The organism is Eggerthia catenaformis OT 569 = DSM 20559, from assembly GCF_000340375.1.
Lineage (GTDB): Bacteria > Bacillota_I > Bacilli_A > Erysipelotrichales > Coprobacillaceae > Eggerthia > Eggerthia catenaformis.
The window spans coordinates 148,575-161,535 of record NZ_KB446647.1 but is presented as its reverse complement, the minus strand read 5'-3'; the positions used below and the strand labels follow the sequence as shown (position 1 = coordinate 161,535).

Sequence of the window (12,961 nt, the reverse complement as noted above, 5' to 3'; positions counted from 1 at the left end):
ATCTTGTCAGAGATGAAATACCAAGTTGTACTTTCATCTTGCCTTTGGTCTTTTGGCTAAAGGCTTTTTTCTTGTATTGCCGCTTCTATTATTTCAGTAATCATTTTCAATTCATACCTATAACTTGCATCCAATTCTCCGTACTGCTTCACTCGTTTAAGTTCCGATAGAATTTCCTTTAGCTCATTTTTACAATTATCAATAACATTTCTTGTTGCGAATACTTTTACAGGAGCATTAAGGATTGCATTAGTCATATATTCTTGCCTACTAAGTCCGGACATAGAAATCTTTTTGAAAATTAGCTCTCTATCTTTTTGATTTGTTCTGAATGCTATGGTTACATCCTTTTTCCTGCGATTAGCAAATCGCTTACCTTTGTCTCGTTCCTTTTGTTTTCTTTCCTCTTCCAAAGTTTGCCATTCTTCTTTACTCATCAAATTTTGGCACTTTTTCTTTTTACGATTAACCACCTCATCATAACTTGGAAATTTCGGTGCTTTCACTGTATTCACCCTCCTTGTCCAATTTATCAGCCATATCCATCTGTTTATTTGGGAACATATGGCTGTAATCCATCAACACCTTTATGCTCTCATGTCCTGTTCTTGCTGCAATATCAACAGGTGTAAAGCCCATTTCTATGAGCAGCGATATATGGCTGTGTCTCAATGCGTGAAGCTTGATTTTCTTAACTTTCGACTTTTTTATTCCTCGCTCCATTTCCTTATTGAAATAGGTTTTGCATTTAGGAAAAATTTGCTCATCTTCTAAAAAGTATTCAATCTTCAGAAAATGGTCTTTAAGTTCTCTGATTAAAAAATCCGGAAGCATAATTGTTCTTTTACTTTTCGATGTTTTCGGATCTGTAATAACTTCTTCTCCGTTAATTCTCTGTGCTGATTTACTGATTCGCATAGTCTTTTTATCAAAGTCGAAATCAGCTTTTGTTAATGCTCTCAATTCTCCCAATCGAATACCTGTCCAATATAGAATTTCAAAAGCATAAAATGAAATATCCTTATCCTTAACAGCTTCTATAAACTGTAGGTATTCCTCTTTCGTCCAAAACTCCACTTCCTCATCACTTCTTTGCTTTCCTATTCGTCCTGTTACCTTACACGGATTTTGCCTTAATCCGTAATATTTAACTGCATGATTGAACATGCAGCTAAGCTGGGCGTGAATGGATTTAAGATACGTCGGCTTATAGGATTCCCCTTCGGCATTTTCAATGTTTAAGAGTACGTTATGCCACTTTTTTACTACAACCGGCTTAATTTCACTCATTTTCATACCGCTGAAAAACGGCAAAATCTTTGTTCTTATCATGTGTTCTTTAGTCATCCAAGTATTTAACCTTATTGTTCCTATAACATCAGCCTTATAGAGTTCAAAATAATCTTCAAAGAGCATATTGAGTGAACTGGACATCTTTACCGTGAAATTTCTCTCATAAGTAATTGCCTCCTTCTTCGTTTCAAAACCTCTTTTCAACTTTTTTCTGCTCTGTACGTCCCAATCCTTATAATAGAATGAAGCGAACCATTTTCCGCTTTTTTCGTCCTTATATGCAGGCATTATTCTCCCTCCTTCGCTTTGTAGATTTGTTCCATAAAATATTTCCTGTTGATTCTTCCCCTAAGGATAAGAAAGCCGTGTTCAGCAAGCTGCTTATTCATATCTCTGATGATTTTATAAGCTTGTTGCTGCGATATATTTAGTAAATCGGCAACTTCATTTGAAGTAAGAAATAATTTCTCCATCGTACTTTCCTCCTTTCTTTTAAGAAACATATTTGCTTCTAAGGAGGTGTTTAAATTGAGTTTGGGTAAATTGATAAAGAAATTCCGTGAACTAAGGAGAATTACTCAAAAGGCATTAGGAGACAGAACCCATTTAGATGATGTAAGAATAAGACAGTACGAACTTGATATTCGTACTCCTAAAGACGATGTCTTGGAAAATATTTCCACTGCACTGCATGTAAACAAAGAGTATTTGAAAGAACCTGATTATCCCTATACGGAACATGACTTAATGCGATTTTTATTTAAGCTGGATGACAGTATTGAAGTTAAAATACGCCCCGTTATTCTAAATGATGAAGATCCTGAATATACTACCACAGGTATCTATTTTGGCAGTGAAGCTATTCTTAGAATCCGTAATATGCTTGAGCAGTGGCAGGAAATGAAAGAAAAATATGAAAATAGCGAAATTACAAAAGAAGCCTTGCAAGATTGGAAAGCTAACTACCTGACAGTCTGAAAAAAGATTATGTTCCTTTTGAAGAAAGCAATGTAAAATTTTACAGAAAAGGTATAACCGCTAAGGTTCCACCGGATATTATAAAGTAAGCATAGAAAAAGCACATAGCTGAAAGATTTTACAATCTTAAAGTCATGTGCTTTGTTTTTACACTATTCGATGATTTAGGCAAACTGGGAATTTAAAATACGATATGTATATTCATTTTGTTTTTTTTAAAAAGCATTCCATAAAAATATGAAAATAAATACACACCCCCATGCATTACCTGTAAATTCTTTTACCATAAGCATCCCATATATAATAATCAAGACGGTAATCATTTCAATTATTCCTTCAAATGTTACTCCGATGGCTCCATGAATTAAAATGCACATAATAGCACAAAAAATCGCACCCCAATTAAGCCATTTTGAATTTGTGGGGTATCGCCTGTTTATCTTTTCGCTTATTACTATATAATTAAAGCCCTCAAAAAATCCCCAAGCAGTCGCTGTAATGAGCATGCCGATTACATTTATAGGGAAATCACTTGCCAGAACTTCTTTTGTTGTTAAAACGGTCTGAAACGGTAGATAGCTATTGCTCTGACCTAGAGTATAAGAAAATATTATATTGGGGATAAAGCACAGAACACAAAGCAAGATAGACAAAAACATTCCCTCAGTCTTTAAACCATATGACAAAAAATGTTCTTTTCTAAAAATAGAAACAATTGTAATTCCAAATCCCGCAAGTCCATACTGAAATATTGCAACTAACAAAACACGAGATAATATTGGCAATTCTTCATTTTTTACAATTCCATAAATTTATTTTTGAAATATCATAAATATCCCTAAACTTACGAATGAAACAATCGTAATAATCCAAAGGTCTATATCAAGTTCTTTCTGTTTTTCATTTAGCATGATTTTAGCCACTATATAATCTCCTGTTCAATAAATACTCTTATACTACTCACAAACATCAGTTTGTCACCCACTATTTTCCACAAAAGCCTCCCACCACACAAAATGATGGAATGCTTTAAAGAATTCACCTAAATTCAACAACTCCCTTTTGAACCTACTATTTCAGCTTTTTAGTATCAAAATAGTATCATTTAGAGAAATTTGCTACATCAAAATCGCTGAAACTCATTATTTCCAACTGTTTTGTAGCAGTAACATATTTGCTTCTGCTATTCAAACTCGATAGTTCCAGGCGGTTTAGAAGTAATATCATACATAACTCTATTGACACCTCTAACCTCATTAATAATCCTAGACATGACAGTATTCAATACTTCAAAAGGTATATCAGCAGCCTCTGCCGTCATAAAATCAATAGTATTAACGGCTCTCAATGCAATCGCATAATCATAAGTTCTCTCATCACCCATAACACCTACAGACTGCATATTCGTAAGAGCGGCAAAATACTGTCCAATAGACTTATCTAAGCCGGCATTAGCTATTTCTTCTCTATAAATAGCATCAGCATCCTGTACAATCTTTACTTTTTCAGCAGTAACTTCACCAATAATCCTAATCCCCAATCCGGGTCCAGGGAAAGGCTGTCTGAATACCAGATACTCCGGAATACCTAATTCTAATCCTACTTTTCTAACTTCATCTTTAAAAAGATCTCTTAAAGGTTCAATAATCTCTTTAAAATCAACATAATCAGGTAATCCTCCTACATTATGATGTGATTTAATAACTGCTGATTCACCACCCAATCCTGATTCAACAACATCAGGATAAATAGTGCCTTGTACTAAGAAATCTACCTTTCCTATTTTCTTAGCTTCTTCTTCAAAAACCCTAATAAATTCTTCACCAATAATCTTTCTTTTCCGCTCGGGTTCAGTCACACCTTTTAATTTATTATAATAGCGTTCCTGAGCATTAACTCTAATAAAATTAAGATCATAAGATCCTTTATCCCCAAAAACAGCTTCTACTTCATCACCTTCATTTTTTCTTAATAAACCATGATCAACAAAAACACAAGTCAGCTGTTTCCCAATAGCTTTAGATAATAATACCGCCGCTACTGATGAATCAACACCACCGGAAAGAGCACATAAAACCTTGCCATCTCCAACTATTTCTCTAATCTGCTTAATCTGCTCCTGAGCAAAGTTAGACATAATCCAATCTCCGGAACAGCCACATATATCTAACACAAAATTCTTAATCATTTTTGTTCCTTCTTGTGTATGAAGGACCTCCGGATGAAACTGTATACCATATAATGGCTTATTCTCAGATTCAAAAACAGCAACCGGACAATGAGAAGAATGAGCTACTGATTTAAAACCCTCTCCAAGTCTTGAAATATAATCAAAATGACTCATCCATACAGTAGAATGAGCGGAACATCTTTTTAATAAAGGTGAAGATGTATCAAACTCTACTTCTGTTTTTCCATATTCCCTAAAATCAGCACGTTTGACTTCTCCGCCTAAAAGATGTTGCATAAGCTGTGCTCCATAACACAATCCAAGTACAGGTATACCTAATTCAAATAACTTTTTTGAATATGTGGCAGCTCCTTCCTCATAACAGCTATCCGGTCCTCCTGTTAATATGATTCCTTTAGGATTCATCGCTTTGATTTTATCAACACTCATTTTGTATGAATATATTTCACAATAAACCTGACACTCTCTTACTCGTCTCGCTACAAGCTGATTATATTGTCCGCCAAAGTCAATCACAATTATTAATTCTTTGTTCATAGTGCCTCCTTTTCTCTCTATTTGAAATCTTACACTATCAGCACACTGAATTCAACGTTCTAAAAGACTTCTTTTAAAATGATTGTCTGTTTACGATCAGGCCCTACTGAAAAAATAGTAATCGGGCAATGAACCAGTTCTTCAATACGCCTTATGTAATTTTGACAATTTATAGGAAGTTCTTCAAATGAAGAAACATTTGAAATATCTTCCTTCCAGCCCGGCATTTCTTCATAAACCGGCTTGCATCTTTCTAATTCTTCAACAGTTGAAGGCAATGCATAAATTTTCTGATCATCCAACATATAAGCAGTACATAGCTTTAATGTTTCAATCCCGGATAATACATCTAAAAGCATTAAAGAAATCCCTGTAAGTGAAGACATTCTTCTAGACTGATTAACCACAACCGCATCAAACCATCCTACTCTTCTAGGGCGTTTTGTAACTGTGCCATATTCATGTCCGGCCTCTCTAATAAAATCAGCTAAATTACCATTTATCTCAGTTGGAAAAGCACCTGCTCCAACTCTTGTTGTATAAGCTTTAACAATACCAATAACTTCATTAATATACAATGGACCAATAGAAGCTCCTGCACAAACACCATTAGCTCCCGGATTAGATGAAGTAACAAATGGATATGTTCCATAATCAATATCCAGCATAGCTCCCTGAGCTCCTTCAAACAACACTTTCTTATGATTAAGTAATGCTTCATCTAAAAGTGCTCCGGTATCACATACTAAAGGTTTCATTTTCTTTGCATATTCTTTATACTCTTCAAAGATAGAATCAGCATCTACATTTAGCTGAGGATATAATTGTTTTTTAAATTCTATGACTTGATGTATTCTCTTTTTGAAAATTTCTTCATTTACAAATTCACCTATGCGAATACCACAACGATCATACTTATCTACATAAGCCGGACCTATTCCTCTTCCGGTTGTTCCAATAGCACTCTCACCACGAAGCTTTTCTTCTAAAGCATCTATTTTTATATGATAAGGTAAAATAACATGAGCACGATCAGAAATATGAATCTTTTCAGTATTAATACCTGCATCATTTAAATAGCTTACTTCTTCTAAAAAAGCTTTAGGATTAATAACCATACCATTTCCCATAATAACTTCACCGGCTGTAAAAATACCGCTAGGAATCAGTCTTAAAGCAAATTTCTTGCCTTCATATACAATTGTATGACCGGCATTATTCCCTCCGGAATATCTCACTACAAGGTCTGCTTTCTGAGCAAGATAATCAGTAATCTTTCCTTTTCCTTCATCTCCCCATTGACTTCCAACAACAACAACTCCTGCCATATAATCTTCCTCCTATCTTTATTTCACTATTATTATAAAACTGTGATTGATATAAGTAAAATTAATTAATATAATATATAATATAAGAGGTACTAATATGAATATTAAAATTGACCATTATAAAATATTTAATGAAGCAGCCTCATCTCTCTCTTTTTCAAAAGCTGCCAATCATCTCTATATCACTCAGTCCGCTGTTTCTCAGGCTGTTACACAGTTGGAAAAACAGTTGGATACTGTTCTTTTTATCAGACATGCTAAAGGAGTATCACTTACTAAAGAAGGCTTAATGATGCATGAAAAGATAAAAAGTGCCTTAGATCTTATCAGCAGTGCTGAAAATGAACTCACAAATATGAAAGAATTAAAAAGCGGAGAACTGGTGATTGGAACCGGAGATACCTTGTGTCAGAACTATCTGATGAAGTATCTGGTAAAATTTCAGAAACTCTATCCTCATGTTCATATTAAAGTAGTCAATGGAACAAGCTTTGAAACTATTTCTCTATTAAAAAACAGATCTATCGATCTGGCTTTTATAAATATGCCTATTGATGATGAACAAATCATTTCAATTCCCTGTTTTAAAGTACACGATATCTTTGTATCCGGTACAAAAGATAATCATCTCTATAGCTATCAAGAATTGTCTCAAAAAAAACTGATCATGCTGGAATCATTATCTAATTCAAGAAAATATGTTGATGAATGCTTTAAAAAAGAAGGCATTAGCCTTCTTCCTGAAATGGAGCTTGGTGCTCATGAATTATTAAAAGTATTTGCTTCTTATCAAATGGGCATTTCCTGTGTTATAAAAGAATTTAGTGAAGATTGCCTGAATAAAAGTATCTTTGAATTAAAAATCAATCCCCCGATCCCATCCAGACGGATAGGCTATGCCTATTTATCTTCTTTAAGCCTTCCTCTTGCTGCCAATAAATTCATCGAACTGATTCATAATATTTAAGAAGAGACTGTGTGCCTAAATCCTGATCATCTAAAGAAATGCACATTTTCTTAACATGCTCCAGTATTTCTAATCTTAAATCTTGTGATAAAGCAACCTCATCAGCAATACCCATATCTTTGACAAAATGCTTCATCATAAAGCCAGGTTGAAAATCTCCGGATATTGCCTTTACTGCAACATTAGATAACTGAAAACTTCCTGCTGCACCGGCAGATATTGCTTCCATAACTTGATTTTTATCCAAGCCCATCCTATCTGCATAGCTAATAGCCTCAACAGCTCCTGATAATGCTCCGGCAATCGCAATCTGATTACACATCTTACAATGCTGTCCATTACCGCAAGGTCCTAAATAATAAATATTAGACCCTATTGCTTCAAAAAGAGGATATGCTTTATTAAAGGCATCCTGATCTCCGCCACATAATATAGTCAGCATTCCTTTCTGCGCTCCTATATCACCACCTGTTACCGGTGCATCCAGCATCTGACAGTTTTTCTCTTTTGCTTTATCATATAAAGCTTTAGCAAGATCCGGTGATGAAGTTGTCATATCAATAAGAAGTGTATGATCAACATATTTTAAGACTTTATCATAGACTTCTTTAACATCCTGAGGATAGCCTACCATAGTCATTACGACATCTTTATCTTTAACACAGGCTTTAATACTATCAGCAAATATAGCTCCATCTTTTTCTAAAAGATGGGCTTTTTGCTGAGAACGATTATAAACAGTCACATTAAAGCCTTTCTGCAAAAGATTTCTTACTATTGGCGTACCCATAATGCCGGTGCCAATAAAACCGATCTTATTTAACATAATAAATATAATTCTCTTTACGTTTAGCAGGATTTGGATGCTTATCAGTAAAACCGACAATTAAATGTCCAATACCCTCATAATCTCCGGTAATACCTATTTCTTTTAAGAATTCTTTTCCCTCAGCCGTTTCAAATTCTTCTTTAGCTCGATGAATCCAGCATGATCCTAAGCCAAGCTCATGACATGCCAACATCATATTTCCGATTACTAATGAACCATCATAGATATGAGTAGGAATCGTTTTATCAGCAAGAACAATCATCAGTAAAGGAGCCTGATAAAACGGATCAATATTCACCCCCATAATGGACGCATTCATCTTCGAAAACTTTTTAATCACATCTTTATTTTCTACTACTATAATAATTGGTGATTGTCTGCCCTTACCACTGGCAGCATAGCTACCTGCCTCTACAATCTTTTCTATGAATTCATCAGGAACTGCATCTTCTTTAAAGCTTCTAATGCTTCTTCTTGTTTTTATTGATTCTAATGTGTTCATTTTTATCCTCCTATGCTAAAATCATATTTCTTTCATTCCTATCATTTTCAATGTCTCAATAATATCTATTATACTGTTCCCATCTTTAGAACAATATGAACTGATATACTGTGGCTTGTAATTTAACTGATTTACTTTTCTAATATGATATTTTTCTAGTAATTTGCGATATTTCTTCACATAATATCCTGAATAGAAATATAATTCATTATTACTGATCTTAAAATGATCCTGATTTGTACTTAGAGAAAAGCTGACAGTTCCATCATGAATTAAAATATCCCTATTCATAGAAAAGAAAGCATCCAGCATGGCCTTATTTAGACCGGTTAACTGATAAGTTTTTAAGCCATATGATAAATTTAGCGTAAACTCTTTATTATGATTCAATTCAAGAAAATCACAAATAAACTGTTTAATCTTCAAAATATCTACAATTGCATAGAGATGATCTTCTTTAATCATATAGCCTTCACTTAGATCATTCATATTTTTAATTCCTTTATTATAATTAAACATTTCTATCACCATTCTTATTTTATCACAACTTAAAAGGAAATAGTTAAGAATAATTATTTACTGAACACGTAATGTACGCATAGAGTTTAAGATACAGATAAAGGCAACTCCAACATCAGCAAAAACTGCCCACCACATATCAGCAATACCTAAAGCACCAAATAATAATGTCAAAACTTTAACAGCTAAAGCAAAGATAATATTAACTGATGAAATATGAATTGTTTTTTTGGCGATCCGTTTAAGTAAAGGAAGTTTTCTAAGATCATCATCCATAATCACAATATCAGCAGCTTCAATAGCCGCATCACTGCCCATTGATCCCATTGCAATACCTACATCACATCTAGTAAGCACCGGTGCATCGTTAATACCGTCACCAATAAAAGCAGTCTTATGAGTCTGATTATAAAAAAGCTCTTCTATTTTCTCTACTTTATCCTGAGGCATCAGTTCACTATAATACTCATCAATTCCCAGCTTCTTAGCAACAGCTTCAGCTGATGTATACTGATCACCTGTCAGCATAACAAATCTTTTAATACCTTCCTGCTTAAGACTATCAAGAGATTGTTTTGCTTCATCCTTAACTTCATCAGAAATAATAATAGCCCCTAAATAATTATTATCTGAGGACAGATAAACCACAGATGCTCCCGGTTTATTAATTTCACTAAAAGCAATATGATTATCTTTCATAAAGGAAGCATTGCCTATATGTATTACCTGACCATCTATAATCCCTGAAATACCTTTTCCTGAGATATTTTCAATATGACTTACTAAAGATAAGTCAAGATCCTGATGATAAGCTTTCTTAATACTTTGAGCTATAGGGTGAGTAGACATGTTTTCAGCCAGAGCAGCTAATTTAAGCACTTCATTTTTATCTTTATCACTTATAACATCTATTACTTTAAAAACACCTTTAGTAAGAGTTCCAGTCTTATCACTGATAATCATATCTGTATCATTGATAATTTCTAAATAATTACTACCTTTTACTAAAATTCCATTTCTACCGGCAGCTCCTATTCCGCCAAAAAAAGCTAAAGGTATAGAAATAACCAAAGCACATGGACATGAAATAACAAGGAAAGTACAAGCACGATACATCCATGTCATAAAATCTCTTGTGATTAATGATGGAATAATTGCCAGAAGCAATGCCCCTATAACAACTGCCGGAGTATAATATCTGGCAAATTTTGTAATAAAGGCTTCTGTCTTTGACTTTTTATCAGCTGCATTCTCAACCAGTTCTAATATCTTAGCAACCGTTGAATCATTATAGAGTCTCGTTGTTTTAGCCTTTAATAATCCATCACCATTAATACATCCGGAAATAATTTCTTCACCATATGTCATATGCCGAGGAACTGATTCACCGGTTAAAGCACTTGTATTGATCATAGAATCTCCTTCAATAATAATTCCATCAAGCGGCACTTTTTCTCCCGGCTTAATCACAATAACACTGCCTAATGGAACATCTTCCGGATCCTCTACAATTATCTTTCCATCCATTTCAACATTCGCATATTCCGGTGCAATATCCATCAATTCTGTAATAGAATTCCTCGATTTATTAACAGCATAATCCTGAAACCACTCACCAGTCATATAAAATAGCATAACAGCAGCAGCTTCCCCAAACTCTCCCGTAATAAAAGCTCCAATAGTTGCCAGTGTCATAAGAAATGATTCATTAAAAGGCTGTCTGTTTTTTATTGATAATAATGACTTTCTAATAACATGATGACCGGCTATAAAATAAGGAATAAGATATAATATAAATAAAAGCATCTTGTGATCTAAAATAGAAAAGATATTAAAATGTTCAATAATCTCTAAAACAATAAAGAAACATAATGATACGATAATATCTCTTAAATTCTTTATTTGTCTTTTATTTAAGTTTTTCATATTAAATATAGAATTCACAGTCAGGTTCTACTTTTTTACATGCTTTTATAACATTATCTAATACATCATCAAACATATCATCATCAGCTTCAACAGTCATCTTCTGAGTCATAAAAGTAATCTTTGCTTCTTTAACCCCAGCCACTTTTTTAGCAGCATCTTCCATCTTCTGTGCACATGCTGCACAGTCTACATAAATCTTAAACTTCTTTTTCATAGAACTAATCCTCCTCAATATGTTCTTTACCCATCGCGATAATTGTTTTTACATGATCATCCGCTAAAGAATAATAAACAGCTTTCCCTTCTCTTCTCGCACTGACAAGCTTATTAGTTTTTAATATTCTTAAACTATGAGAAACAGCTGACTGAGTCATATTTAAATCGTCAGTAATTTCAGTCACATTCTTTTCTTTTTTCATTAAGACATATAGAATCTTTAGTCTTGTAGAATCACCAAAAATCTTAAATAAATCAGCCAAATCAGTGATTTCCTCTTCATATTTAATCTCTTCCAATGTTCAGCCTCCTTTCATATGTTTATCTATTCATATGAATATATTATCATATGAATAACAGGAAATCAACTCATATTATAAAAAAAGATGAGATTTATCTCATCATAATTTATCAATAATACGATCTAATGCTTTTTCTATTTGTATATTCTTATTTATTGTTATATCTTTATAAACTCTTCCTTTAGAAATAGTCATAACCGGGTCTTTAAGAGCCTCCAAACGATCTAAAGGATTCTCCCTAGTGACAATCATATCAGCATATTTTCCGCTAGAAAGACTGCCGGTTACACTGCCCAGACCCAACAGCTTGGCATTATTATAAGTTGCACAATATAAAGCAAACTTATTGGAAATATGACAAAAATTTTTAAAATGAATAAGTTCTCTCCAGAAATCATAATGAGTGACATAAAAACCTATTCCGCTACCTATTCCTACAGGAATCTCTTCAAGCATACAAGCTTCTAAACAACTGATAGCTCCTTGGAGAATTGTTTTTGCTTTATGCCTATCCTCTTTATTAAGCCTGGTTTTATCAGCATCTAATAAGTAATCATTAATTAATGGAGATAATCCTGAAATAAGAACTGTATTGGATTGCTTAAATAAGTCTATTGTTTCAACATCCGGAGAAATACCCATATAAAGATAATCAGCATGACATTTAAGAGCTGTTTTCATCATTTCCTGATTTGATGCATAAACTGCTGTTTTTAATGATAATCGATGTGCTTCACTAATAATAGATGATAACAAGCTGCCTGGCATCTGATGATGATGAAATATATCATCTGTTGCCATAATAGAAACAACATCATTCTTATTGATATATGCCTGACTGACTGCATCACCGGCTTCTTCATCATTACTGACCATCATACATAGATCAGATAAATAGCTTTCTTTAAAGCCGATAGGCTGATTTGCAGCAATAACTCTCGGTCCATCCATCAGTTCTTTATCTATATAGCTATTCATCACACTATCCATATTCTGATAGCTTCCCATACTTAAAACTGTGGTTACGCCACTATAAAGCTGTTTAAGAAGTTCTTTCTTATATATTTTTTTAATTTTATTAACTTTCATAAACTCCGGTAAAGACAATAATCTGGAAGTTCTTGATTTGCCATCGAAACCAAACGAAGAAGACATATTAATCAATCCCGGCATAATATAATTTCCATGCAGATTGATAACCTCGTAATCCTGAAATGAAGAACTGTTTTCATCAGTAATAGACTCAATACGATCATCATATGTTAAAATAGCCTGATGATAGCGCGGTTTCATATTTCTTGTGCCATCAAGAATTATTCCATTGATAAAAGCATACTTCATTAGTGATTCCTCCATTTCCAACTATATCA

The 12,961-nt window shown here is 33.6% G+C and carries 15 protein-coding genes; 2 read left to right on the top strand and 13 right to left on the bottom strand.

Translation table 11 applies throughout. The features are described 5' to 3' along the window. Positions 1–56: 56 nt before the first annotated feature. From HMPREF9943_RS03255 to HMPREF9943_RS03245, 3 genes are read right to left on the bottom strand one after another with little or no spacing between them, the layout of a single operon-like run. Complete coding sequence (locus HMPREF9943_RS03255) at positions 57–506, bottom strand: plasmid mobilization protein (RefSeq protein ID WP_004801987.1); 450 nt, start codon at positions 504–506, stop codon at positions 57–59. Further along, positions 478–1,581, bottom strand: a complete 1,104-nt coding sequence (locus HMPREF9943_RS03250; RefSeq protein ID WP_004801984.1) for a site-specific integrase — start codon at positions 1,579–1,581, stop codon at positions 478–480. The genes HMPREF9943_RS03255 and HMPREF9943_RS03250 overlap by 29 nt, the downstream gene beginning before the upstream one ends. Continuing rightward, complete coding sequence (locus tag HMPREF9943_RS03245) at positions 1,581–1,766, bottom strand: hypothetical protein (RefSeq protein WP_004801982.1); 186 nt, start codon at positions 1,764–1,766, stop codon at positions 1,581–1,583. The genes HMPREF9943_RS03250 and HMPREF9943_RS03245 overlap by 1 nt, the downstream gene beginning before the upstream one ends. A 55-nt stretch (positions 1,767–1,821) precedes the next feature. On the opposite strand from HMPREF9943_RS03245, the gene HMPREF9943_RS03240 reads away from it, so the two are divergent. Next, positions 1,822–2,271: a helix-turn-helix domain-containing protein gene (locus HMPREF9943_RS03240; RefSeq protein ID WP_004801980.1), complete on the top strand. Its 450-nt coding sequence runs from the start codon at positions 1,822–1,824 to the stop codon at positions 2,269–2,271. Positions 2,272–2,486: 215 nt separating this feature from the next. Here the strand turns inward: HMPREF9943_RS03240 and HMPREF9943_RS03235 are convergent, their stop codons facing one another. The 3 genes from HMPREF9943_RS03235 to HMPREF9943_RS03225 all read right to left on the bottom strand — a co-directional run bounded on the left by HMPREF9943_RS03235 (position 2,487) and on the right by HMPREF9943_RS03225 (position 6,327). Then, positions 2,487–3,056 (bottom strand): hypothetical protein, encoded by a 570-nt coding sequence (locus HMPREF9943_RS03235; protein ID WP_004801978.1) that lies wholly within the window; start codon positions 3,054–3,056, stop codon positions 2,487–2,489. A 398-nt stretch (positions 3,057–3,454) separates the two neighbouring features. After that, the gene (gene guaA, locus HMPREF9943_RS03230) at positions 3,455–4,999 is read right to left on the bottom strand and encodes a glutamine-hydrolyzing GMP synthase (protein ID WP_004801975.1); all 1,545 of its coding nucleotides are present in this window, start codon (positions 4,997–4,999) and stop codon (positions 3,455–3,457) included. A 59-nt stretch (positions 5,000–5,058) separates the two neighbouring features. Then, entirely contained in the window at positions 5,059–6,327 is a 1,269-nt protein-coding gene (locus HMPREF9943_RS03225; RefSeq protein WP_004801973.1) for an adenylosuccinate synthase, read from the bottom strand. Positions 6,328–6,424: 97 nt separating this feature from the next. On the opposite strand from HMPREF9943_RS03225, the gene HMPREF9943_RS03220 reads away from it, so the two are divergent. Then, positions 6,425–7,294 carry a LysR family transcriptional regulator gene (locus HMPREF9943_RS03220; RefSeq protein WP_004801971.1) on the top strand — a complete coding sequence of 290 codons (870 nt, stop codon included), beginning with the start codon at positions 6,425–6,427 and terminating at the stop codon, positions 7,292–7,294. Here HMPREF9943_RS03220 and HMPREF9943_RS03215 read toward each other — a convergent pair. The 7 genes from HMPREF9943_RS03215 to HMPREF9943_RS03185 all read right to left on the bottom strand — a co-directional run bounded on the left by HMPREF9943_RS03215 (position 7,269) and on the right by HMPREF9943_RS03185 (position 12,932). Beyond that, positions 7,269–8,120, bottom strand: coding sequence for an NAD(P)-dependent oxidoreductase (locus HMPREF9943_RS03215; protein ID WP_004801970.1), 852 nt, complete (start codon positions 8,118–8,120; stop codon positions 7,269–7,271). The two genes, HMPREF9943_RS03220 and HMPREF9943_RS03215, sit on opposite strands and share 26 nt — an antisense overlap. Next, the gene (locus tag HMPREF9943_RS03210; protein WP_004801967.1) at positions 8,110–8,625 is read right to left on the bottom strand and encodes a nitroreductase; all 516 of its coding nucleotides are present in this window, start codon (positions 8,623–8,625) and stop codon (positions 8,110–8,112) included. The genes HMPREF9943_RS03215 and HMPREF9943_RS03210 overlap by 11 nt, the downstream gene beginning before the upstream one ends. Before the next feature lie 21 nt (positions 8,626–8,646). After that, complete coding sequence (locus tag HMPREF9943_RS03205) at positions 8,647–9,144, bottom strand: hypothetical protein (protein WP_026624736.1); 498 nt, start codon at positions 9,142–9,144, stop codon at positions 8,647–8,649. Positions 9,145–9,201: 57 nt separating this feature from the next. Continuing rightward, positions 9,202–11,088, bottom strand: a complete 1,887-nt coding sequence (locus HMPREF9943_RS03200) for a heavy metal translocating P-type ATPase (protein ID WP_004801963.1) — start codon at positions 11,086–11,088, stop codon at positions 9,202–9,204. After that, positions 11,072–11,287 (bottom strand): cation transporter, encoded by a 216-nt coding sequence (locus HMPREF9943_RS03195; protein ID WP_004801960.1) that lies wholly within the window; start codon positions 11,285–11,287, stop codon positions 11,072–11,074. The genes HMPREF9943_RS03200 and HMPREF9943_RS03195 overlap by 17 nt, the downstream gene beginning before the upstream one ends. Positions 11,288–11,291: 4 nt before the next feature. Then, positions 11,292–11,588 (bottom strand): ArsR/SmtB family transcription factor, encoded by a 297-nt coding sequence (locus tag HMPREF9943_RS03190; protein WP_004801959.1) that lies wholly within the window; start codon positions 11,586–11,588, stop codon positions 11,292–11,294. 102 nt (positions 11,589–11,690) lie between these two features. Beyond that, positions 11,691–12,932 (bottom strand): amidohydrolase family protein, encoded by a 1,242-nt coding sequence (locus HMPREF9943_RS03185; RefSeq protein WP_004801957.1) that lies wholly within the window; start codon positions 12,930–12,932, stop codon positions 11,691–11,693. Positions 12,933–12,961: the final 29 nt, after the last annotated feature.